The following is a 23,911-nucleotide window of genomic DNA, read 5'->3' on the forward strand; positions in this document are numbered from 1 at the left end:
AGGGCGCGGCCAATGTCCCGCCATGAAGACTCTGTGCACGATTATCACCTGCATTATTAGCTGCTAACCAAGCGTTGGCGGAGCAGTCTTCTTCATCCTGATAGTGCGCAATGGATAGAGGCTCCCGCCAGGGCATCAAACCGTCTGGCCTACAGGACCCATCCATGAGCACGGCAAAGCCGAAGTTGAATTTCTACAATACGCTCACGCGCTCGAAAGCGCCGTTTGAGCCTATGGATGCCAACAACGTCCGCATGTATGCGTGCGGGCCGACGGTTTATGACTTTGCCCATATCGGTAATGGTCGTGCGGCTATCGTCTTCGATCTGCTGTTCCGCGTGCTGCGCTATACCTATGGCGCTGAACACGTGACCTACGTTCGTAACCTCACTGACGTTGACGACAAGATCAACGCGCGCGCGCTGCGCGATCACCCCGATCTGCCGCTCAATGAAGCGATCCGAAAAGTCACCGAAACGACGGCTGCGCAGTACCAGAAGGACGTCGCCGCTCTCGGCTGCATGGAGCCGACCGTTCAGCCGCGCGCCACCGATAATATCGAAGAAATGCAGCGCTTGATCGCGACGCTGATCGAGCGCGACCATGCCTACGAAACCAATGGCGAAGTGCTTTTTGCTGTCGATAGCATGGACGATTATGGCCAGCTTTCGGGCCGCAGCCTTGAGGACAATCTCGCCGGTGCGCGCATTGCCGTCGAAAGCCATAAGTGCAATCCGGCTGACTTCGTGCTCTGGAAGCAATCGTCGGCAGAAGAACCCGGTTGGGATAGTCCGTGGGGGCGTGGCCGTCCGGGCTGGCATATTGAGTGCTCGGCCATGTCCGAGCGCTATCTCGGCAAGACCTTCGACATCCACGGCGGTGGGCTCGATCTGATCTTCCCCCACCACGAAAACGAAATTGCTCAGTCCCGTTGCGCTCATGGCTCGCACGCCATGGCCAACGTCTGGATGCACAATGGCTTCCTGCAAGTGGAAGGCCAGAAGATGTCCAAATCCTTGGGCAACTTCTTCACCATCCAGCAGCTTCTCGAAACCACGGATTTCGGCGGCCGCACTTGGCCGGGCGAAGTTCTGCGTCTCGCGATTTTTATGACCAATTATCGTGAGCCGATTGATTTCACGCAGCGGCGCTTGGAAGAGGCGTTGAACCTGCTCGAAAAATGGGAGCGTGCTGCTGGTGACACCGCACCTGCGGCCGAACTCGCCCCAGACCTCGTTGCCCAACTCGCAGACGATCTCGATACGCCCGGCGCGGTCGCGAAAATCCATGCTCTGATCATGGATGAGGGGCGCGCTGCCGACGGTCTTGCGCTGGCCGATCTCATGGGTATCAAGATCAAGCGTGATATGGCGGTTGATACGAGCGTGGCCGCCAAGGTCGCCGCCCGTCTTGCCGCACTCAACGCCAAAAACTTCGCTGAGGCCGATGCAATCCGCAATGAACTCGCGGCACAGGGGATCGCGCTTCTTGATGGTAAGGATGAAAATGGTCAGCGCACCACCAAGTGGGAGCTAAAACGCTAATCCATTGGAGCTACTGACATAACTTGTCACGGTAAACGCCTAAAGCCTTGGTACATCATTCTAGGAGAGAAAAATGATCGACCACATCGGCATACTCGTTTCGGATTGGGCCCGTTCAAAGGCCTTCTACGATGCTGCCTTTGCGCCTTTAGGCATCACCATGCTGGCTGAGGTGCCTCTGGAATACACCGGCGGCGTCAAGGTCGGTGGCTATGGCAAGACCAAGCCTGATTTCTGGCTGACCGAACACCCAAATCCTGGCACCGGTCGTCATTATGCGATCACGGCGGAAAATCGCGCCGCAGTGGACGCGTTTTACGCTGCGGCAATGGCGGTTGGTGCACAGGACAATGGTGCGCCCGGCCCACGCCCCCAGTATCACCAGCACTACTACGGTGCTTTCGTCATCGATCCGGATGGAAACAACATCGAGGCGGTCATTCATGCCCCAGAGTGACGCCTTCAGTGGCGGGTGCCAATGCGGCGCCGTCCGTTACCGCATCACCAAGGCAGGGCAGGCTTCGGCCTGCCATTGCCGCATGTGCCAAAAAGCGACCGGTGGCCTTTTCGGCGTGTTTGTCTCGGGACTTGAGTTTTCATGGACGCGCGGCGCTCCGACATTTTTCGCCAGTTCGGACCAAGTCGAGCGCGGCTTTTGCAGCCAGTGCGGAACGCCTCTGGTCTACAAAAGCGCCAAATATACCGAGTTCACCTTAGGCTCGCTCGATCACCCAAAAACTGTGAAAATTGAGCTTCAGGTTAATCCTGCCCACCAACATCCGCAATCCGCCGATCTGTCAGCGATACCGTCTTGGCCCGATGAAAAACAGGCAGAGCGCGACGCGGTTTACGCAACCTACGCCAACCACCAGCATCCTGACCACGACACGTCCGTCTGGCCCCAAAAGCAATAATCTGAGTTAGGCCCAAAAGATCATGTCCCGCGAACGCCTCTATCTCTTTGACACAACTCTGCGCGACGGCGCGCAAACGGCTGGCATTGAATTCTCGCTGGAAGACAAGATTGCTATTACCAAGCTGCTCGAACAGCTTGGCGTCGACTACATCGAAGGCGGCTATCCCGGTGCCAATCCCATCGACACCGAGTTCTTCGAAAAACGTCGCACCAGAAACGCCAAATTCACCGCCTTCGGTATGACCAAGCGGGCAGGGCGCTCTGCCTCTAACGATCCCGGCGTGACCGCCATTGTGCAGTCTGCTGCCGACGCGACGTGTTTTGTCGCCAAGGCATGGGACTATCAGGTCGAGCTGGCCCTCAGTTCGACCACTGATGAGCATTTGGAAGGCATCACCGATACGGTCCGCACGGCTGCAGCAGCGGGCAAGGAAGTGCTCGTCGATCTCGAACACTTCTTCGATGGCTTTAAGGCCAACCCCATCTATGCCCTCGACTGCGTCATGACTGCCCTAGCCGCTGGCGCGCGTTGGGTCGTGCTGTGTGACACCAATGGTGGCACCATGCCTTCCGAAATCCGCCAGATCATCGGCAAGGTGCTGGAAATCGCTCCCGGCGACCGTCTCGGCATCCATCCGCACGACGACACGGGGCAGGCTGTGGCGAACGCCCTTGCCGCGATTGAAACCGGCGTGCGTCAGGTTCAAGGCACACTCAACGGTCTTGGCGAGCGCTGTGGCAACACCAATCTCATCACGCTGATCCCAACGCTTGTTCTAAAACCCTTCTATGCTGAGCGTTTTGAAACCGGTGTCACTGCCGAGCAGCTTGAACGTCTGACCCATATTTCCCGCGCCTTTGATGATCGCCTCAATCGCGCCCCTGCGCCGCAAGCGCCTTATGTAGGCAAGGCTGCATTCGCGACCAAGGCAGGCATCCACGCCTCTGCCCTGCTCAAAGATTTTTCGACCTATGAGCACGTGCCGCCCGAAAGCGTGGGCAATGAGCGCGCCATCATGGTGTCGCAGCAGGCTGGCAAGTCGAACCTGCTCACCGCTCTCGCGCGCCATAACATCGTTCTTGAAAAGGACGATCCGCGCCTCGAAAAACTCTTGGCCGAAGTTAAAGAGCGAGAAGCGCGCGGCTATTCCTATGATGGCGCAGATGCGTCCTTTGCTATTCTTGCGCGACGTATCCTCGGCACGCTGCCCGAATACTTCCAAGTTGAGCATTACCGCGCCATGGTCGAACGCCGTCCCAATGCTCAGGGGGACGAAGTGGTCACCGAGGCGGTGGTAAAGATTGTCGTCGGGGGCGAACGCCTGATGTCCGTCGCCGAGGGCAATGGCCCTGTTAATGCGCTGGACGTGGCCCTGCGCAAAGATCTCGGCATTTATTCTTCGCGGATCGAAGACCTCGAACTGGCTGATTTTAAGGTACGTATCCTTGACGGCGGCACGAGCGCGGTCACTCGTGTGCTGGTCGAAAGCCGTGACGGCACTGGCGAGCGCTGGTCTACAATCGGTGTCTCCGCCAATATCATTGATGCAAGCTTTGAAGCTCTGTATGAATCGATCACATTCAAGCTGCTGAAAACTGAAGCGCATCAGTCGCAAACAGTCTAAAGCCTCATAATAACTATCGGGCTTAACTATTCTCCGGGAGGGCAAACTGGCCGACACTGCTCCGAAAAGACCACTTGCTCTGACGATCGGAGCGGCGGCGGTCACACTTCTTGTCATCCTCGGCGTGCTCGTTGGCCCGTCGTTTGTTAGCTGCTTCAATAGCCCTGCAGGCTTGGGCAAGTGCCTGCACGGCAAAATGGCCGATGCCGGGCTTGTGCCCGCTCAGCCTGCGCCTGTTGTTGCTGAAGTTCCTGCTGAAGTGCCTGCTGAGCAGGTTGCGCCAGTTGTGGCTGAAGCAACACCAGAAGCTGTTTCGAGCGAGCCAGTGCTCGACGTTACCCCGCCTGCCGAAGCCGCACCGGCAATCGACGTTGACGGCGTTGTAGCAGCCACCTTCTCCCTGCTGCGTGCAGAGCCCGATGGTTCTGTTGTTATCGCTGGTAGCGGTCAGCCGGGTGCTGACATTCAGCTCTTTGCTAATGGCGACCTTCTGGGTGAAACCGAAGTTGAGCCGAGCGGCGACTGGGTCTTCGTGCCGGAGCAACCACTGGCAACAGGCGGGCTTGAAATCACGCTGGGCCAGAATGGCGAGCCAAGCTCGACCGATCAGGCATTCATCGTTGTCATCAACGAAGACAAGACCACGCAGCCGCTCGTTGTTGCCAGCGCGCCTGGAAAAATCAGCGAAGTGTTGCAGGGCTTGGTCGCATCCAACGCCGCGGCCGGCGCAGCCGACGCTGGCGCAACCGATGATACAGCCGTCGAGGTGGCTATGGCTCCCGCAGCGTCCGTTTCTGCACCCGAAGCGCCTGCTGCGCCAAGCGAAGCAGTACCTGCAGTCACCGAAACTGCGGAACCGTCTGCTGACGTTACAGACGCACCGGTAGCCGTTGCTCAGGCCGAACCCGCGCCAACGGAACTTTCTGCTACAACTTCAGAGCCTGTCGTTGCGCAAGAGCCAGTTGTGACGCCGGAACCGGCAGCTGTGCCCGTAGAGCCCGCAACGCCATCGACCGAGACTGTTGTTGCAGAACCGGCGGCACCGGTCGCGACAGAAACTGTTGAGGCTCCCGCGCCAACGGAGGCTGTTCCCGCTCCTGCCGTCGTCGCTGCTGTCATTCCGCCAACGATTGACGCAATCGAACTCGAAGGCACGCGCAGCTTCTTTGCTGGTGCGGGCACCAACGATGCGACCATCCGCCTCTATGTCGACGATGGCTTCATCGCTGACACCACCATCGCAGATGGCCGCTGGCTGATTGAAGGCGAGTCGGTGCTAAAGCCTGGCAATCAACGCGTCCGCATTGATATGCTCAAGGCTGGAACCTCCGAGGTTATCAGCCGCGCTGAAGTGGACTTCGTCCTCGACGTGCCAGTCGAACCGGAAACCGTCGTGGCGGAAGCGCCTGCCGCAGCAACAGCTCCAGAGCCAACACCTGCGCCTGCTGAAGCACCTGCGGCCCCGGCCGAACCGGCAACGCCAGCGACACCAGCACAGCCAATTGAAACCCCAGCGGTTGAACCGCCTGTTGCGGTCGCTGAGGCGCCTGCAGCGGCTCCAGAAGCTGCAGTACCAACCATGGTCGCAGTTTCCCTGGGCGATCCGAACGCGCAGCGTTTTGCCTCGGGCAAGGCGATCATTCGCCGTGGTGATAATCTCTGGACCATCGCGCGTCGCGTGTATGGCGAAGGCTTGAAGTACACCACGATCTACGAGGCCAATAGTGGCCAGATCCGCGATCCGGACCGCATCTATCCCGGTCAGGTCTTCAGCCTGCCTGAAGCGGCCAACTAATCTTATAGGAAAACGAAACGGCGCCTGCGGGCGCCGTTTTTACGCCTATTGCAATTACGGACACAAAGGGCCATGTTCCATCGCAATTCACCGATCAAGCAAAGCCCCATGCGCGACGACGATATTGCCAACATGATGCGAGCCCTAGGCCACCCTGTGCGCCTAGAGATTTTGCGTATTATGGCCTCCCAACAACAAGGCGAGTGTTGCTGCGGCGACGTAACCGACAGCCTCACTCTGGCCCAGTCTACGGTGTCCCAGCACATTAAAGTGCTGCTGGATGTTGGACTGATCGAGCGTCGACCACACGGCACGCGTAATCGCTATTGCATCCGCCATGACACTTTGGCTGACCTAAACTCAGCTTTTGGCGGACTTCTGCAGGGGCTATTGCCTCTAACCGCAACCAAGGAAGCGGAACCAGCCTAATGGTGCCTCCCACTGCCGAAAAGAAGCCGTCCGTTAACGCGGACGAAGGTTCCGTATTTTCTACGGTCAAGAACCTTTGGCCCTACATGTGGCCTGCCGATCGTCCTGATCTGAAAACGCGGGTGCTGCTCGCTATTGGCGCACTTTTGCTCAGCAAGGTCGCTACCACGCTCATCCCATTCGCCTACAAGGGTGTCATCGACAGTCTCGATGGTGCGCAGCCCGACAACCAGCTGATCTTGGGTCTGGCCGTGCCGATCGCCCTGGTGATCGCCTATGTGCTCGGCAACGTCATCGACGCTGGTTTCCAGCAGTTGCGTGACGTTCTGTTTGCCAGCGTCGGCCAGAACGCTGTGCGCAAGCTGGCGCTACAGACCTTCCACCACATGCATAAGCTGTCGCTGCGGTTCCATCTGCAGCGCCGCACCGGTGGGCTTTCCCGCGTTATCGAGCGTGGCACCAAGGGCATCGAAGCCGTTGTGCGTTTCGCCATGCTCAACATCGCCCCGACGATTGTTGAGTTCATCATTGTTGGCGTGATCTTCGTCTGGCTCTTCGGCATCAGCTACCTTGGCGTGCTGGTGGTGATGATCTGGGCCTATCTCTATTTCACCATCAAGGCGTCGAACTGGCGTATCGCGATCCGTCGCGACATGAACGACAGCGACACCGATGCCAATGGCAAGGCGATCGATAGCCTTCTCAACTTTGAAACGGTGAAGTACTTCGCCAATGAGAAGATGGAAGCGGCGCGCTTCGATAAAGCCATGGCGCGCTATGAGCGCTCTGCGGTTCGTATCTGGACCTCGCTGGGCTTTCTGAACTTCGGTCAGGCCCTGATCTTCTATAGCGGCTTCCTGATCATCTCGATCATGTCGATCCGTGGCGTCATGGACGGCACTCTTACCCTCGGCGATTTCGTTCTGCTCAACACCTTCCTGATGCAGATCTATCGCCCGCTGAACTTCATTGGCTTTGTTTATCGCGAGCTCCGTCAGGGCCTCACCGACATCGAAGAAATGTTCAAGCTCTTGGATCAGGATCCTGAAATTCAGGACAAGCCGACGGCCAAGCCGCTGACCGTCACCGGCCCCGTTATCCGCTTCGAAGACGTTACCTTCCACTACGATCCTGATCGCGCCATCCTCAAGGGCGTGAGCTTCGAAGTTCCGGCAGGTAAAACAGTCGCTATCGTTGGGCCAACCGGCGCGGGCAAGTCGACCATCTCGCGTCTTCTGTTCCGCTTCTATGATGTCACCGGCGGCCGCATCACCATTGACGGTCAAGACCTCCGTGATGTCACGCAGGAGAGCCTGCGCTCGGCTATCGGCATGGTTCCGCAGGATACCGTGCTGTTCAACGACACCATCGGCTACAACATTCAATATGGTCGTCCGGGGGCCTCCATCGAGGAGGTCAAGGAAGCGGCGCGCATGGCGCAGGTCGGCGATTTCATCACCCGTCTTCCAAAAGGGTATGAAACCCCCGTTGGCGAGCGCGGCCTAAAGCTGTCGGGTGGTGAAAAGCAGCGTGTTGCGATTGCCCGCACGATCCTCAAATCGCCCTCGATCCTGATCCTCGACGAGGCAACGTCGGCGCTCGACACCAAAACCGAACGCGACATTCAGCAGGCGCTGGACGAAGTCTCGCGCAACCGCACCACAGTCGTCATCGCCCACCGTCTTTCGACGGTCGTCAACGCTGACGAAATTCTTGTGCTGCGTGATGGTCTCGTGGCCGAGCGCGGCAACCACACTTCGCTCTTAGCTCAGGATGGCCTCTACGCACAGATGTGGAGCCGCCAGCGCGAAGCGACCGAAGCTGAAGAAAAACTGGCGCAGACCAAAGACGATCCAGATGGTTTCGTCACCCGCGGCACACCTGCCGGGCAGTAGTCATCGTCTAACGCCAATGTATCCAACGGGGCCGTAAGCTTGCTTGTGGCCCCTTTTCTTTTGTGCTGAGCCGACTAACTCGGCTCGAGCTCGTTCAGCGTCGTGACCATTTTCAGTGCCGCGCGCTGCGCCAGCTCTTCGCTAGTGGCCGCGACAAAGAACGGATTGAGGTAATTGCTCTCTGCCTTTTTATAGGCGAGCGGGAGTCCATCGAGAGTCAGAACGACGCCGCCAGCGGCTTCCAGAACCGCTTGGCCTGCCGCTGTATCCCATTCATTGGTCGGCGTGAAACGCGGATAAAGTTGCGCATCGCCGCGAGCCAAAAGACAGAACTTGAGAGACGAGCCCACCGACACATCTTCTTCGATAGCGAAGTGCTCGCAAAGCTTTTCCAAGGCCACATGCCCATGCGAGCGACTGGCCACCACACGCATGATGTCGGAGGACTGCACTTGCAGCGGCACGATATTGGTGACTTCGTCATCGACAACCACAGCGCTCCAAGCGCCATTTCTGTCGCCAACGAACAGCTCTCCGCTGACGGGCGCGAGGACGACGCCCATGACGGGTCTCACGCCCTCTACCAGCGCAATATTGACCGTGAACTCGCCATTGCGCTTGATGAATTCCTTCGTCCCGTCGAGCGGGTCCACGACGAAGAACTTCTCACCCAGCTCGGGAATGTAGCCTGCCGCTGCGCTTTCCTCAGCGAGAACGGGAATGCCCGTTGTGTTGAGGTGCTCCAAAATGACCGCTTCAGCTGCACCATCCGCCTCTGTCACGGGCGATCCATCGCTCTTGCTGACCACAGCGATAGGCCGATGGTAAACTTCGCAGATCACCTTAGCGGCGTCGATGGACGCGCGGATAGCAAGCGCGGTGATGGGATCAGTCGAGAGGGGAAGCATGGCAGACCAGCATATTGCGATCTGTCACGCTTACTCCGTGCCTTGCGCGCTGACAATTCGCGCCAAGGGTATGGTTTTGTTTCGTTCGCTGCTAACGCAGCAAACTCTGCCCCCCGTCGATCCAGATCGGCGACCCGGTAATGTGCTTTGACGCATCCGAGGCGAGGAAAACCACAAGCTCAGCGACCTCTCCAGCCTTGCCTGGCTTGCCGCCGGTCATAGGGATGTCCCCATCTGGAAACGTGGCGCGAACGCCAGCGATATCGGCCCCGCGCTGATCGGTATTGTCGTCAATCTCGCTTTCAATTGCCCCCGGACATATCGCGTTGACGCGGATTTTGTCTTTGCCCAGTTCCAAAGCCAATTGCTGGGCAAGGGCAAGTTGCCCAGCCTTTGTCACCGAATAGGCCGACGCGCCGGCAGAGGTAAATGTCCGCGTGCCATTGATCGACGATATGATGACGATCGAGCCGCCCGTTTTGCGCATGTGAGGCACAGCGTAGTGGAGGGTGAGATAGGTGCCCTTGAGGTTCACCGAAATGGTCTCGTCCCACTCGTCAGGCTTGAGATCGTCAATAGGTGCCCACACGCCATTGATGCCTGCATTGGCCACAACGATGTCGAGCCCCCCGAATGCTTTCACGGTTTGTGCAACAGCGGCCTTCATAGCTCCATCATCAGTGGTATCTGCCGCAATGCTCAGCGCTTTGCCGCCCTGTGCTTCTATTTCGGCGGCCGTCGCGTCGATTTCCTTGGCAGTGCGACTGAGCACCACAACGCGCGCGCCCGCTGCGGCAAGCGCCAGCGCAGCGGCTTTCCCGATCCCTGAACCAGCGCCTGTCACAAGCGCTGTTTTGCCCGTTAGTTGACCCATAAAAAATCTCCTGCATTCGTCGCCCAACGCAGGAGAAAGCTATTTGGTTGTCAGACTTAGCCCGTTTTGCCCTTAGTGGCCGTGATCGGCCTCGATAATGGCTTGGGTTAGGCTGCCAGTTGCCGGATAAAGCGGGATCAGGCAGGCCTGCAGCGCGTGATAAATATCGGGCTTGCCCACGAACAGGCGCGAAGTTGGCGTCAGGTCTTCCTTAAGCTCGCTCAACCAGCCGCCGCGCGCATGATCGATCAGATGGGCGTCGGCAAAGTCCCAGAGCTGGCGATACCAGTGCTGGAAATAGTCGTCGCTGTCATGCGCGCCAATGAACGCCGCTGCCCCAATGGCCTCCGCCACCGGCCACCAAAGCTTTTCGCGCATGATGGGCTGGTTGTCCCAGTCCAGCGTATAGAAGAAGCCGCCGTGGGCCTTGTCCCAGCCCAGTGTGACGGCCTGCTGGAACAGTCCGCGTGCCGCATCCGTCATCCACGCGTGTTTCTTCTCGCCGATAGTGTAGAGCTGATAGAGCAAGCGCGACCACTCAAGCGCATGGCCCGGCGTCGTGCCCGAAGGGCGGAACATTTCGGAGCCTTTGAATTCCTTGTCGAGCGACCAGTCTGAATGGAAATGCTCAGCAACGCGATGATCAAGCGCGGTTGCGTTTTTGCGGATAATCAACTCGGCAATGCGCTGTGCCTTATTGAGATACTCCGCATCACCTGTCGCCTCAAACGCTGCCATGAGCGCTTCTGTCAGGTGCATGTTCGAGTTCTGCCCGCGATAGGCGGTGATTTCAGACCAATCATTGCCGAACTCTTCGCGCACGGCACCAATGCTCTCGTCCCAGAACTTGGTGTTGATCACCTCGGTGACATCCGCGATCACCTGATCGGCGAGTGGGTGTCCGACGAGCTTTGCGCTTGCTCCGGCCAACAGCACAAACGCATGGCCATAAGCCTGCTTGGTGTCGTCTTGATAGCCGTCGTCATTGAGTGACCAAACATAGCCGCCGTGCTTGGTGTCGCGATGCTTAGTCCAGAGATAGTTCATGCCGTGGTCAACGATCGCGGCGGACCCAGGGCGGCCCAGCAGGCTTCCAATCACCGCGCAGTGGATCATGCGGCAGGTGACATGGATTTGACGGGTAGCATTGTCGGGCTGAACCGGCGTGCCGTCATCGTTTAGCTCAAAGAACCCACCCTTGGGATTGACCGATGTCGCCTCGAAGAAATCAAAAAGCTGATTGGCCTGAGCCGTCAGATACTGACGATGAAACGGGCGGTCCTGCCAAGCGCCAGCATTGGTTTTGGGCAGGTGAATAGGTGCGTCTGTCAATGCAATCTCCTCCGGGGCTTGCATGGTTCTATCCAAGCCCCAGAGTCGATGCAATTTGCTTGATGTATGGAAGCGCGATTAGCTTTTAGCGTACCAAGCCTCAACGCGGCGCACTTCCTCGGCGGAGCCCAGAATAACCGGAATACGCTGGTGAATGCTTGTCGGCTGGACGCTCAAAAGCGATTGGGTGCCGGTCGAGGCGCGTCCGCCAGCGCCTTCCGCCAGCCATGCCATGGGGTTTGCTTCGTAGAGCAGCCGCAAACGGCCACCCTTGCTCACAGTTTCACTGTCGAGTGGATAAAGGAAAATGCCACCTCGCATGAGAATGCGATGCATGTCCGCCACCATCGAACCGACCCAACGCATATTGTAGCGCTTGCCGGCGGGGCCAGTTTCCCCCGCAATGCTCTCGCGCACATAGCCGGCGGTTGCTGCATCCCAAAAGCGCTCGCGCGCCGTATTGATGGCAAATTCACCTGTGGCGTCGGGGATCTTTGCCTCGGCAATAATCTCGATCCATTCGCCCGAAGTGTCGAGCGCAAAGCCAGAGGTTCTGCCCTTGATGCGCAATACCATCGTGGTAGCGTGGCCATAGGCAATATAGCCTGCAGCGACCTGCGCTGTGCCCTTCTGGAGTGGACCGCCGAGCGTCGGAAGGACGGAAAAGATCGTCCCAACGGTAACGTTCACGTCGAGGTTAGATGAACCATCAAGGGGGTCTGTCGCGACGATAAACGGTGCATCAACAGACAGCTCCACGGCATCATCCATTTCCTCAGAGACGAGCAGCGACACCTTGGGATTGTCCCGAAGATGCGCCAGCACGATGTCATTGGAGATAATGTCGAGCGCCTTCTGCGCTTCGCCCTGCACATTGGTCGCCCCTGCCAGTCCGGTATCTCCGGTAATCGGCGCCATCCGCAAAGTCGCGGCGATGTCCGCTCCGGCTGAAGCCATGGAGGCGATTACGCTCGCCAATGCTGTGTCAGGTGTTTCTAGGGCGAGCCATTGCGCGAGAGTCGTCATAGGGTGTCCTCGATTTGCTGAAACCGACATTGGGGAATGCGGCCTGGCATACAAGCGCGACTTTGGGATGAGGCCCTTGACGACCCCATCCCGTTTGTCAGCTTGCCGTTACGCTTCTTGAGCGAGGTCAGCGAGTAGCCCCGCTGCGACGCTGAGTTTTGAAACACTCAGCGCGCTCTCGCGGAGGCGAGAAATCGCTTGGCTCGCCTTCGACATACTGTCACCGCGCAGCGCGAGCAGCGTTTCAAACGAACCAGCAGCGAGTGCATCTGTGGTCAGATCGCGCAGCGCCCGCATCAGATTTGCCTGCGCCCGATCCAGCGCCATGCGCTCAAACGGATCGCTAAGCTCAATCGCCTTGCCCTCGGCCATAAGGCCAAAAAGCTCAAACTGCCCAGCGACACTGAAATAGGCCTTCGCCGCCTTCGTGATGCTTGTATTTGAGCGGTTCGCCACCAGCGCAATATCGGTTGCGTGGGCCATAATCGGCAGCTCCGCTATCCGCTGGGACAGCTCTGATGGCACTCCATTCAGCGTTAATGCCGATACTTGCGCGTTGAGGTCGTCGCGCTGGCTGCTGGTCAAAAGGTGCCCCTCAGCTAGAAGCGTTTCGACGCCTTGGCGATAGATTTCGACGATTGACGCAAAATCACCCGACAGCTCCGTGTTGCGGATGAACCAGAGTGTTTCGCGCCGCAACAAATCGCGGATCTGATCGTATAGCGTGAGCTGCACCTCGCTCGACACACGACCATCCAACCCGTCGATTGACGCGATCAAAGCCTCCAAGCCAAAACTGTCGCGGACGGCAATATAGGCCAAAGCGGCGTCAGCTGCAGTGGCACTGGTCGCAGCACTCAAGTCTGAAACAAAACTTGGGCCGCCGAAGTTGATCATCTCATTGGCGAGAACCGTCGCCACAACTTCACGCTTTAGCTGATGATTTTCCACCGCTTCGCCAAACCGCTCATTGAGCGCGGTCGGGAAATAACGGTTTAGTTCCTTGGCGAGGTAAGCATGGTCTGGGGCAGGGCCGTCAATCAAATGATCGAATAGCGACAGCTTGGCGTAGGCCAAGAGCACCGCCAGTTCTGGCCGCGTGAGCCCTTTACCGTCGCGCGCCCGCGCATCGAGCGCCTCGTCACTGGGTAAAAACTCAACGGGACGGTTGAGCCGCCCCTCTGCTTCAAGAAACGCAATGAGCCCCCGGTGGGCCGCAAGTTCGCTAATCCCTGCTTGCTCCGATTGGGTCAGCGCCAGCGTCTGCCGATAATTATTGTCGAGACACAGCTGCGCCACCTCATCGGTCATGCTGGCGAGAAATTGCACCCGGCTTTCCGCGTCCAACGCGCCTTGCGCAACAACGGTCGACAACGCAATCTTGATATTCACCTCAAGGTCAGACGAGTTCACGCCAGCGGAATTGTCGATAGCGTCGGTGTTGATCCGCCCGCCACCCATCGCAAAAGCAATGCGCCCCAACTGCGTCACGCCCAAGTTTGCCCCTTCGCCAACCACCTTGGCTCGGACCGTTTCGGCCGCAACGCGAATACCATCATTGGCGCGGTCGCCGACCTGCGCGTCATCTTCACTTGCCGCCTTGATGTAGGTGCCAATGCCGCCAAACCAAAGCAGGTCCACCGGCGCCCGCAGGATCGCGCGCATAACTTCGGCAGGTGTCGCCTCCGCCTTCAGCAAGCCTAGCCGCTCCTGCATCGCCGGGCTCAGCGGGATCGTTTTAGCAGCTCGCGAAAAGACGCCGCCGCCATCGGAAATGAGGCCCTTGTCATAGTCCTGCCAACTGGAGCGGGGCAGGGCAAAGAGCCGCTTGCGTTCGGCAAAGCTTGTGACTTCGTCTGGGTTTGGGTCGAGGAAAATGTCTCGGTGGTCAAAAGCTGCGACCAAGCGAATGTGCTCGCTCAGCAGCATGCCATTGCCAAAAACGTCCCCACTCATGTCGCCAACGCCAGCCACGATGAAGGGCTCAGACTGCGTGTCATGTCCCATTTCGCGGAAGTGACGTTTCACCGCTTCCCAACCGCCGCGCGCTGTAATCGCCATCTTCTTGTGGTCGTAGCCGGCCGAACCGCCCGAGGCGAAAGCGTCGCCGAGCCAGAAGCCACGTGCTATGGCGATAGAGTTGGCCAAATCCGAGAAACTGGCCGTCCCCTTATCCGCTGCAACCACGAGATAGGGATCATCACCATCGCGTCGCACCAGGCTTTGCGGTGGCACCACCGCGCCCTCGATCAGATTGTCGGTCACATCCAGCAGCGAGCCGATGAAAATCTTGTAGCTCTCGGTTCCCTCTTTCAGGAAATCCTCGCGCGCCATCCCCGCCGTCAGATGTTTAGGCACAAAGCCGCCCTTGGCGCCGACGGGTACGATCACCGCATTCTTAACCTGCTGGGCTTTGACGAGGCCCAACACCTCCGTCCGGTAGTCCTCCGGACGATCCGACCAGCGGAGGCCGCCGCGCGCAATCGCGCCAAACCGCATGTGAATGCCCTCAACGCGCGGCGAATACACTGAGATTTCGCGATAGGGTTTCGGTTCAGCCAGCCCCTCAATCTTGGCGCTCTCAAACTTGATCGCCAGCGCCGGGCGGTCCACCTGATAGGCATTGGTGCGCAGCGACGCTTCCATAAGGTTTTGGAACCGCGCGAGGATCGTGTCTTCGTCGAGCGAACTTGTCTGGCCGCGCAGGATCGACAAACGGCTTCGTGCATCCTCAGCAGCGCGCGTCGGATCGTTCTGCGATGGATCGTGAAGCGCCGCAAACAGGTCGATCAAGGCACAGGCGGCTTCTTTCTGGGTCACCAGTACCTGCGCGATGTAGCGCTGTGAGAACGGCGTTCCGACTTGTCGCAAATAGCGCGAAAAGGCGCGCAGCAGCGCCACTTGCGACCAGGTGAGGGGAGTGGTGGTGATCAGCGTATTGAGTTGGTCGCTTTCAGCCTCCTTGTGCCAGACAGCTAAAATCCCCGCTTCGATGTCCCGCGCCACCTGCGCAATGTCCGAGCGCGCATCGTCTCCCACTTCCAGCAGCATATCGTGCAAGTATCGCACTTCGCCGTCGCGGGGGGTGATGGTGTAGCTGCGCTCATCAATCACGCGGAAGCCAAAGTGTTCCAGCATCGGCACACGATCGCTCAGTGGGATAGGCTGCCCCTTTTTGTAGAACTTCAACCCCAGCGATCCATCGCTCTCGGCCCGTGTCCGCAGCCGTACCGCTATGTCCTCGCCAAGCCGGTTGAACACGCCGATATCCTCAAGCGCATCCTCTACGCTTGTGCGACTCTGATAGGCGGTGGTGAAAGCATTGCGCCAATCGCTGATATGCGCCGGGTCACTCGCAGCGTCGGCCAGCCGATCGCCAAAATTATGCGTCAGCGCCTCGATAGCGTGTTCCAAACGCTGTCTCTCGGGGCGCGGCGTCGGGCCACCATTGCGCCCGATAATCACATGCAGCCTGACGAGCTCGTTTTCGAGGAAATGCGGATAAAATGCAGAGACGCGTCCGTCGTATTCCTGCGCTAGAAATTGCGTGATCTGTGATCGCAAATCGCCGTCATAGAGATCGCGGGGCACATAGACCAAGATCGACACGAAGTTATCAAACCGATCCACCCGTGGTAACACGCGCACCCGTGGTCGGTCGTAGAGCGCAGCGATAGCTTCCGCGAACTCGGTGAGTTGCTCGGTTGAAACCTGAAACAATTCATCGCGTGGGTAGCTATTGAGCGCGCTGAGCAGCATGCGCCCCGCGTGAGCCAGGGGGTCAACCGCTGAGCGCTGCATAACCTCGGCGATTTTTTGCCGGATGATAGGGACGTCCGTATGCGCCGCTGATTGCGCCTGCGCAGTATAGAGCCCGACGACGCGCAGCTCCCCGATCGGCTCACCGCTCGGCCCATAGCGCTTGATGCCGATGTAATCGAGATGCGCACGCCGATGAATGCGGCTGCGCAAATTGGCTTTCGTCACAAGGATAGGCTCGTCGCTTTTTGCAAAGCCAACCAGCTCCGGCGTCGAGTGAACATAGTCCGCCCCGCTGCGCACCACCTTAAAATTAGGCTCGTGGAAAAGGCCAAGACCAGGGCCATCGGCCTCGATCAACTCATCGCCCACAAGGCGGAAGTCTTTCACGCCCACAAAAATGAAGTTGTAATGCGTCAGCCACTCGACAAACGCCTTGGCCTCAGCGGCTCCTGTCACATTCTCAGGTATGGCCTGCGTTGCAGCACGCACCGCAGACAACATCGGCGATAGGTCGGTCACTGCGCTATGCACATCGCGCAGGGTTTGCGCGATTTCTTCGATCAATGCAGATTGATCAGCCACCGGATCAGTCTGGATATGCAAAACGCTTACTTGCCGCTCGGCCGCGCTTTGCGGGCGAACAATAGGGTGAGCAAACAGCCGGACATTCCCGCCCCCGCTGCGCACTGCCGCCAAAACGCTATCGACGATATAGGGCATGTCTGGGGAGATAATATCGAGCACCAGGGGTGCACCTGCGCCTGCCGGTGGGGTGACCCATAGTTTCAGCTTGGTGGTGTCGATCTCTTGGAGGCGCTGGTAAGTGTTCCGCAGGTCGGCCAGCAATACAGCGCTGTCCGCGCGCTCAAGGTCGCTAGCGTCTATCGTCCTAAGTGCTGATTTGAGGAAGTCATTTTCACCGCTGTCGTCTGAATTAAACTGCTGAGATGTTTCTAAAATCCGTGAAATGACATCGTCATTCATGCCGCTTGCTCCCTGACTCGCGTGCCAAGAGTAGGCCGGAAACGAACGAAATGTCTCCATCGTCTGTTTCAAACGCCCATTATGCTACGGCACTTGTTTCAGCAGAATGTCACATTGAGGCAAACTGTTTCTCAATTCGGCCTGAGAACGAATAGTTAAACGCTTGTTAATGCCGACCAGAGTGGTAGTGTTAGGGGGTAAAGTTCGGAGGCCCTCATGCGCCAACTCCAACGCTATGTCTCTTACGCAGCCCTCGCGGGCGCGCTGATCCTAGGCATCGTCGTCACGACCCACGCCGGTCCATTCTTCTGATCTCTAATGTAGGGTCTGCTGCGGCAGCGCTGCGAAATCTCGAGTATCGATCTCCGGCCCTTGCCAGAAGACGATGTAGAGCAGATCGCGCCCATCCTCGTCGGTGATTTCGATACAGCGCGGCACGCCGAGCTGTTCATGATCGCCTGCAATTCTCTCGATGATAGCTCGCCCCATCTCAGCAGCATTCTGCTCTGCGGCGTCGAGATTACTGTGTTCGCTGCCCACGTCATCGCGGAACAACTCGTCGTCTATGCGAAGGTTGAAATAAAAACGCGGCACGCTCGATCTCCAATCACCCAAAGATAACGCGACAGAGGGCAAAACCGTTGCCACTCCTGTGTTACCCGCTGTTTTTGGGCAGGGCATAGTTACGATTATGCCAAAGCAATGGTGTCGCTTTTGTGTTGGTTTCTGCCTCGATCAACGCTCCGGCGAACAGCACATGCGTTCCCGTTTCCATTGAACCGATCACTTCGCAGTCCACCGTCATAGCCGCGCCCAAGAGTTTGGGATGGCCCGAGTGCCAGCGTGTCCAGCGCCCCACATCGAAGCGCCGCTCTGGTGCAAGCTTGCCGGCGAAAGCGTCTGCAATATCGCTTTGATCATCTCTGAGCAGCGCCAGAGAGAAACCGCCGGTTTTAGCAATCACATCGGCCAATCGGCTGACAATATCGATGGAAATCAAAATGGCTGGAGGCTGCGCCGAAAGCGACATAACCGAGGTGACCGTACGCCCAACCATTTCATCGCCCCGTCTCGCCGTCACCACATGCACACTGGAGGCGAGGGTCGCCATAGCCTGCCGAAACTCTGCTTCGCCGACCGTAGAATTGCGTAACGGACGCATCCGCATGGTGTCGGGCAAATCGAATTCAGCAATCATCGGTGGGGTCGGTCGTTTCGTGGTCAAAATGTCTACGCGGCTCGCGTTCGGTAAAAGCGTTTGGCAGGTGATGCTCTGGTGCCCATGGGCGGTCCGTTAGGCAGCAGATCAACGCTGCTCCGAGGTTTTCAGATGTTACTCGCTTGCATGCGGAGCTCAGAAACGGTATTTCCAAGTCATGCCTTTGAAAACCGTGCAGCAAGATAAGTCAAGCTCTGATCGTCAAGACGCTCAGTGGTCGCCCCGCAGCCCGTCGGAGCGTCTGTTGATGGTCCTGAAAATGCACGGCGAGCTGTCGTCTGCCGAGGTGGGTGAAAAGCTCGGGATCACCGGCGAGGCTGCTCGCCAGCAGCTTTTGCGCCTAGCGGCGGACGGTCTGGTCGAAGCCTGCCCGGTCCCCTCCAAAGCGGGCCGCCCGACCCAAATTTGGTCGCTCACACCGGCGGCACAGTCCCATTTCCCGGATACGCACGCCGCACTGACCGTTCAAATCCTCGACATCGTGCGCGCCACCCTTGGTGAAGCCGCCTTGGACCAGATCGTCGCGCAACGCGAGGCCGATACGCTCAAGCTCTATTCTGCCGCCACCGCAGACCTCACAGCGCTCACCGATCGTGTTGACGCCTTGGCGCAGGCCCGCTGCACCGAAGGCTATATGAGTTCTTGGTCGCAGGCCGAAGACGGATCGATCCTGCTCATCGAAAACCATTGTCCAATTTGCGCTGCCGCGACGTCCTGCCAGGGTTTTTGCCGATCAGAACTTTCGGTGTTCCAATCGGTATTGGGCGACGATGTTGCCGTTGAGCGGCTCGAGCACGTCGTCTCGGGCGGGCGTCGTTGCTCTTACTCCATTAGGCCCATTTCATCATGACCCAATCAGACCGCCCCGTTGGCACGCGCCTGCACCGCATAGGCTGGGATACGCCCGATGGCCTCAGCGAAGAGCTGATCCGCGCTGTCGTGGATGAGTTCTATGCCCGGGCGCGCAGGGATGATGTTGTTGGCCCGGTGTTCAATTCCAAAATCGCCGCTGACGAATGGCCTCACCATCTCAGCAAGATCGCCGACTTCTGGAGTTCCATGCTGCTCGGCTCCGGGCGTTACGATGGTCGCCCCATGCCCAAACATATGGGCATCCCCGAACTGTCGGACGCCCATTTCATGCGCTGGCTGCGTCTCTTCCGCGAGACCGTAACCGAGCTCTGTCCGCCCGATATCGCGGCCGTGTTCATTGAGCGCTCTGAGCGCATTGGCAATTCCTTCCGCATGAATATCTTCATGCGTCGCGGCGATGACATCACCCGTCTCGCCCCACTGCCACGAGAAGCCTCGCCTGTCTGGCGGCCAGAAGACTAAGGCACAAAACCCTCTTTCGGATCGCCCCCATATGCGCCACACATAGCTGGGTGGACGCAAGGGAGAGCGAGCATGAGTTTTCGAGCACTGCTGACGAGAAAGACTGATGAGGCTGGCCTCGTCTCACAACTTGTCACCCTCGACGACGCGCAACTGCCGCCCGGTGATGTCGTCGTTGACATTGATTTTGCCGGTTTCAATTACAAAGATGGCCTTTGCCTGCTCGGTAAAGGCGGTCTGGTTCGCAGCTTCCCGCACATCGCTGGCATAGATTTCTCAGGCATTGTTCGCGACAGCAAGGACGAGCGCTATGCTCCCGGAGACGCCGTTGTGCTCACCGGCTGGAGGGTGGGCGAGCTCCATTGGGGCGGCTTCTCCCAACGAGCGCGCGTCAACGCCGATTGGCTCGTGCCCCTTCATACCAAGCTCGATACCCGTGCCGCCATGGTGCTCGGTACTGCCGGGCTTACGGCCATGCTGGCCATCAATCGTCTTGAGGGACATGGCCTAACCCGAACTTCTGGTGATGTTTTGGTGACAGGCGCTGCCGGGGGCGTCGGCTCTATCGCGGTCGGCCTTCTGTCCAATTTGGGTTATGCCGTCACCGCACTCTCAGGTCGCGCTGAACACACGCCAATGCTGAAAGCGCTTGGCGCGAAGAGCATCATCAGCCGAGACGATTTTCTGGCAGAGCCCGACAAACCACTCGAAACCGCCCGCTGGGCAGGCGTTGTCGACTGTGTGGGTGGCAATATCTTGGGCAAGGTTTTGCGCCAGCTCGCCTATGATGGCTCTGTCGCAAGCCTGGGCAATGCTGCGGGCCTTGAGCTGAACACCAATGTGCTGCCCTTCCTGCTGCGCGGCGCCAACATCCTCGGCATCGATAGTGTCATGCAGCCCTATGAGGCGCGGATGGCCGCTTGGGGGCGCTTGGGGGATATCTTTGATCAATCCCAATACGCCACCAACGTCGAAGAGATTGGCCTCGCGGTCTTGCCGGAAAAGGCGCAGCAAATCCTTGCCGGAAAAACCCACGGCAAGCTGGTCGTCAATCCAGCGCTCTAGGAGCCATTCTCGCGCGCAAAAGTGCCGGGTCTTGCAATTGCATCCGATTTGTCGCCACAACTATCTGGATCGAAGAGATCGCCCCGTTTGCGGATTACGGCCGGGGAGGGAGGATGACAGGACGCTGACAGACTCTGCGCCGTAAGCTGAGGGACGGACGAAAAACGTTCGCTATTGTTCTAGGGAGGAACCATGAACAAGCTATTTTTAGCAGCGCTGGTCACCAGCGCTATGGCCGTACCTGCATTTGCAGCTGACTATTCTATCATCGCTCCGGCCGCGCCGGGCGGTGGTTGGGACCAGACGGCCCGTACCATGCAAGAAGCACTCGTTGCTGATGGTATCTCGGCTAACGTGCAGGTCACCAACGTACCGGGCGCAGGCGGCACCATTGGTCTTGCCCAGTTCGCCACGCAGGAATCTGGCAATGCCAATGCTCTGATCGTCGGTGGCTATGTGATGGTTGGTGCGATCCTCACCAACGCATCGCCCGTCACGCTTGCTGATGTGACCCCAATTGCGCGCCTCACTGGTGAAGCTGTTGGTATCGTCGTTCCCGGCGCGTCCGACATTCAGGACATGGCGGGCCTCGTCGCTAAGCTTAAGGAGAACCCAGGTGGCGTGTCTTGGGCTGGTGGTTCTGCTGGTGGCGCTGACCACATCACTGCAGGTCTCATCGCCAAAGCCGTTGGCGTCGATCCGACCCAGGTAAACTACATTGCCTATTCCGGCGGTGGCGAAGCGCTCGCTGCTATCCTCGGCAATCAGGTGACTGTTGGCGTTTCCGGTATCAGCGAATTTGCGTCGCAAATCGCAACTGGCGATCTCCGCCTCCTGGCTGTTTCGACCGACACCCGCGTTCCAGGCTTTGATGCGCCAACCCTTCAGGAAGCTGGCGTTGATACCGCTGTTCAGAACTGGCGCATGGTTGCAGCTGCACCCGGCATCACCGATGAGCAGAAGGCGACCATCACTGCCGACATTAAGAAGATGGCCGAATCCGCAACATGGAAGGCCGCTCTTGAAAGCCGCGGTTGGGTCGACACCTATCTCGATGGCGATGCTTTCACCGCTCAGCTCGAAGCAGATATTTCTGCCACCGAAGCCATTCTGAAAGACATTGGCCTCGTCCAATGATCAACGGCTCACCACAGCCGACGCGTCGCCCCGATGGGGCGGCGCTTATTATCGGCGTCATCCTCGCCATCATTTCTGCTGTGATCTTCTGGCAAACCAGCCAGATGCGCATACCGCCCATTCAGCAAAAAATGGGTCCGCACGTCTTCCCCTATGTCATCGCGACCGGGTTGGCGCTGCTCTCCGTGGGGACATTTATCTCCGCTGCACGAAATGGTTTCCCAGAACGCAGTAAAGACGACATCGGTCCGATCCTTTGGGTGGTTGGCGGTCTCGTCGCACAGATACTCCTGCTCTCAACGGCTGGTTTCTCGATCGCTACAGGTCTTCTTTTTGCCTTCACGGCAAAAGCCTTTGGCCGCGGTCCGCTTTGGCAAACCATCCCTATCGGCATCGTTTTTGCCTTTGTCGTCTGGTTCATCTTCGCCAAGGGGCTGCAACTCTCGCTCCCCATGGGCGTGCTTGAGCGGTTTCTAACGACGGGGAGTTTCGTCTGATGAACACATTCGAACTTCTCGCCCAAGGTCTTATGGCCGCGATGCAGGTGCATAACCTGCTTTACGCGCTCATCGGCGTAACCCTCGGCACGGCCGTTGGTGTTCTGCCCGGCATCGGCCCTGCGCTCACCGTCGCGCTGCTTTTGCCCGTCACCTACAAGCTTGATCCGGCAGGTTCGCTGATCATGTTTGCGGGCATTTATTATGGCGGCATGTATGGCGGCTCCACCACCTCCATCCTGCTCAATACCCCCGGCGAGAGTGCGTCCATCGTCACCGCGCTTGAGGGGAATAAAATGGCCCGCAAGGGCAGGGGTGGTCCTGCTCTCGCCACGGCCGCGATTGGCTCGTTCGTCGCCGGTCTCTTGGCGACCCTTGGCTTAGCCTTCATCGCTCCATTCGTCGTGAAATTCGCGCTCGCCTTTGGCCCTGCCGACTATTTCGCACTGATGGTTCTGGCCTTCGTCACCGTCTCGGCCGCCTTTGGCGATAGTGCGCTGCGCGGGCTAACCGCGCTGTTCATTGGTCTCGGCTTGGGCCTGATCGGTATCGATCTTCAATCGGGTCAGACCCGGCTCGCCTTTGGCGTCATGGATTTGCTCGACGGCATCGAGGTCACCACCCTTGCAGTTGCGCTCTTTGCCATAGGGGAAACACTCAAAACCGCATCGGATCGCGATCAGGTCAACGCTCAGGTGATGGCCGTCAAAGGCTCTGTCTGGATGACGATTGAGGATTGGAAACGGTCTTGGGCGCCGTGGCTACGCGGCACGGCCATCGGTTTTCCAATCGGGGCCATGCCTGCGGGTGGCGCGGACGTCGCGAGCTTCCTCTCCTACAGCACCGAAAAGTCCTTTGCCAAAAAGCCGGAAGAGTTCGGCCATGGCGCCATCGAGGGTGTCGCTGGCCCGGAAGCGGCCAATAATGCCTCCGCAGCGGGTACGCTCGTGCCACTGCTGACGCTCGGCCTGCCGACCACAGCAACCGCTGCGATTATGTTGGCGGGCTTCCAGCAGTTCGGTCTGCAGCCGGGCCCGCTGCTGTTCACCAACAACTCCAGCCTCGTCTGGGCGCTGATTGCTTCGCTTCTGGTCGCCAACTTCATGCTGCTGGTTCTCAACCTGCCGCTGATTGGTCTCTGGGTGAAACTCCTCACCGTGCCAAAGCCTTGGCTCTACGGCGGCATTCTGGTGTTCGCGACACTGGGTACACTCGGCGCCAATGGGGCAATGTCCATGGGCATTGGCCCCGTTCGCATCTCGTTCGAGCTGGTGCTGCTCTTGGTCTTTGGCGTCTTGGGTTACATCCTGCGCCGCTTTGGCTATCCAATCGCGCCGGTGGTGGTCGGGCTTATTCTCGGCCCTATGGCCGAGCAGCAATTGCGCCGGGCGCTGGCGATCAGCCAAGGCGACATTGGCTATCTCTTCGCCTCGCCAATCGCCATCGTGCTCTATGTGGCGGCCTTTATCGCGGTGGCTGTGCCCATGTACTTCCGCCTCAAAGGCAAGGGGCAAGTGCTCGGCAGCCTCGCCAGCGACGAAGACTAAAAACAAAAGCCCGGCTGAGTG

General features: G+C 58.5%; 20 protein-coding genes. 13 read left to right on the forward strand and 7 right to left on the reverse strand.

From position 1 onward, the window contains the following. The first annotated feature begins 164 nt into the window (after positions 1 to 164). The 7 genes from cysS (at position 165) to JHC09_RS09235 (ending at position 8,204) form a co-directional block, all read left to right on the forward strand. The gene (cysS, locus tag JHC09_RS09205) at positions 165 to 1,544 is read left to right on the forward strand and encodes a cysteine--tRNA ligase (protein WP_199531711.1); all 1,380 of its coding nucleotides are present in this window, start codon (positions 165 to 167) and stop codon (positions 1,542 to 1,544) included. 73 nt (positions 1,545 to 1,617) lie between these two features. Further along, complete coding sequence (locus JHC09_RS09210; protein ID WP_169194714.1) at positions 1,618 to 2,001, forward strand: VOC family protein; 384 nt, start codon at positions 1,618 to 1,620, stop codon at positions 1,999 to 2,001. Continuing rightward, on the forward strand, positions 1,988 to 2,458 hold the full coding sequence (locus JHC09_RS09215; protein WP_199531712.1) for a GFA family protein: 471 nt from the start codon (positions 1,988 to 1,990) through the stop codon (positions 2,456 to 2,458). Before JHC09_RS09210 ends, JHC09_RS09215 begins: the two co-directional genes overlap by 14 nt. Positions 2,459 to 2,480: 22 nt before the next feature. Further along, positions 2,481 to 4,085 (forward strand): citramalate synthase, encoded by a 1,605-nt coding sequence (cimA, locus tag JHC09_RS09220; protein ID WP_199531713.1) that lies wholly within the window; start codon positions 2,481 to 2,483, stop codon positions 4,083 to 4,085. A gap of 196 nt (positions 4,086 to 4,281) precedes the next feature. Next, a complete protein-coding gene (locus JHC09_RS09225; protein ID WP_199531714.1) occupies positions 4,282 to 5,880 on the forward strand; it encodes a LysM peptidoglycan-binding domain-containing protein in 1,599 nt (532 codons plus the stop codon). A gap of 72 nt (positions 5,881 to 5,952) precedes the next feature. Continuing rightward, positions 5,953 to 6,309 (forward strand): metalloregulator ArsR/SmtB family transcription factor, encoded by a 357-nt coding sequence (locus JHC09_RS09230; protein ID WP_199531715.1) that lies wholly within the window; start codon positions 5,953 to 5,955, stop codon positions 6,307 to 6,309. Then, positions 6,309 to 8,204, forward strand: coding sequence for an ABC transporter ATP-binding protein/permease (locus JHC09_RS09235; RefSeq protein ID WP_199531716.1), 1,896 nt, complete (start codon positions 6,309 to 6,311; stop codon positions 8,202 to 8,204). Before JHC09_RS09230 ends, JHC09_RS09235 begins: the two co-directional genes overlap by 1 nt. A 74-nt stretch (positions 8,205 to 8,278) precedes the next feature. Here JHC09_RS09235 and cysQ read toward each other — a convergent pair whose 3' ends face one another. The 7 genes from cysQ to JHC09_RS09270 all read right to left on the reverse strand — a co-directional run bounded on the left by cysQ (position 8,279) and on the right by JHC09_RS09270 (position 18,288). After that, positions 8,279 to 9,112, reverse strand: coding sequence for a 3'(2'),5'-bisphosphate nucleotidase CysQ (gene cysQ, locus JHC09_RS09240; protein ID WP_199531717.1), 834 nt, complete (start codon positions 9,110 to 9,112; stop codon positions 8,279 to 8,281). A gap of 91 nt (positions 9,113 to 9,203) precedes the next feature. Then, positions 9,204 to 9,986: an SDR family NAD(P)-dependent oxidoreductase gene (locus tag JHC09_RS09245; RefSeq protein WP_199531718.1), complete on the reverse strand. Its 783-nt coding sequence runs from the start codon at positions 9,984 to 9,986 to the stop codon at positions 9,204 to 9,206. Between the two features lie 72 nt (positions 9,987 to 10,058). Continuing rightward, positions 10,059 to 11,318: an AGE family epimerase/isomerase gene (locus JHC09_RS09250; protein WP_248308950.1), complete on the reverse strand. Its 1,260-nt coding sequence runs from the start codon at positions 11,316 to 11,318 to the stop codon at positions 10,059 to 10,061. A gap of 78 nt (positions 11,319 to 11,396) precedes the next feature. Next, on the reverse strand, positions 11,397 to 12,344 hold the full coding sequence (locus tag JHC09_RS09255; RefSeq protein ID WP_169194722.1) for a class 1 fructose-bisphosphatase: 948 nt from the start codon (positions 12,342 to 12,344) through the stop codon (positions 11,397 to 11,399). Between the two features lie 108 nt (positions 12,345 to 12,452). Beyond that, positions 12,453 to 17,090, reverse strand: coding sequence for an NAD-glutamate dehydrogenase (locus JHC09_RS09260; RefSeq protein ID WP_199531720.1), 4,638 nt, complete (start codon positions 17,088 to 17,090; stop codon positions 12,453 to 12,455). A 315-nt stretch (positions 17,091 to 17,405) separates the two neighbouring features. Then, entirely contained in the window at positions 17,406 to 17,684 is a 279-nt protein-coding gene (locus JHC09_RS09265) for a hypothetical protein (RefSeq protein WP_169194724.1), read from the reverse strand. Positions 17,685 to 17,745: 61 nt separating this feature from the next. Then, positions 17,746 to 18,288, reverse strand: a complete 543-nt coding sequence (locus JHC09_RS09270; protein ID WP_199531721.1) for a flavin reductase family protein — start codon at positions 18,286 to 18,288, stop codon at positions 17,746 to 17,748. Positions 18,289 to 18,556: 268 nt separating this feature from the next. Here JHC09_RS09270 and JHC09_RS09275 point away from each other — a divergent pair, with 268 nt between their 5' ends. The 6 genes from JHC09_RS09275 to JHC09_RS09300 all read left to right on the forward strand — a co-directional run bounded on the left by JHC09_RS09275 (position 18,557) and on the right by JHC09_RS09300 (position 23,890). Next, the gene (locus tag JHC09_RS09275) at positions 18,557 to 19,159 is read left to right on the forward strand and encodes a metalloregulator ArsR/SmtB family transcription factor (RefSeq protein ID WP_199531722.1); all 603 of its coding nucleotides are present in this window, start codon (positions 18,557 to 18,559) and stop codon (positions 19,157 to 19,159) included. Further along, positions 19,156 to 19,644: a group III truncated hemoglobin gene (locus JHC09_RS09280; RefSeq protein WP_199531723.1), complete on the forward strand. Its 489-nt coding sequence runs from the start codon at positions 19,156 to 19,158 to the stop codon at positions 19,642 to 19,644. Before JHC09_RS09275 ends, JHC09_RS09280 begins: the two co-directional genes overlap by 4 nt. A gap of 72 nt (positions 19,645 to 19,716) precedes the next feature. After that, positions 19,717 to 20,709 carry an acryloyl-CoA reductase gene (locus JHC09_RS09285; protein WP_199531724.1) on the forward strand — a complete coding sequence of 331 codons (993 nt, stop codon included), beginning with the start codon at positions 19,717 to 19,719 and terminating at the stop codon, positions 20,707 to 20,709. Positions 20,710 to 20,901: 192 nt separating this feature from the next. Then, entirely contained in the window at positions 20,902 to 21,846 is a 945-nt protein-coding gene (locus JHC09_RS09290) for a tripartite tricarboxylate transporter substrate binding protein (protein ID WP_169194729.1), read from the forward strand. After that, entirely contained in the window at positions 21,843 to 22,343 is a 501-nt protein-coding gene (locus tag JHC09_RS09295; protein ID WP_169194730.1) for a tripartite tricarboxylate transporter TctB family protein, read from the forward strand. The genes JHC09_RS09290 and JHC09_RS09295 overlap by 4 nt, the downstream gene beginning before the upstream one ends. Further along, entirely contained in the window at positions 22,343 to 23,890 is a 1,548-nt protein-coding gene (locus tag JHC09_RS09300; protein WP_199531725.1) for a tripartite tricarboxylate transporter permease, read from the forward strand. Before JHC09_RS09295 ends, JHC09_RS09300 begins: the two co-directional genes overlap by 1 nt. The last annotated feature ends 21 nt before the right edge of the window (positions 23,891 to 23,911 follow it).

Source organism: Devosia sp. MC532, assembly GCF_016461625.1.
Classification (GTDB): domain Bacteria; phylum Pseudomonadota; class Alphaproteobacteria; order Rhizobiales; family Devosiaceae; genus Devosia.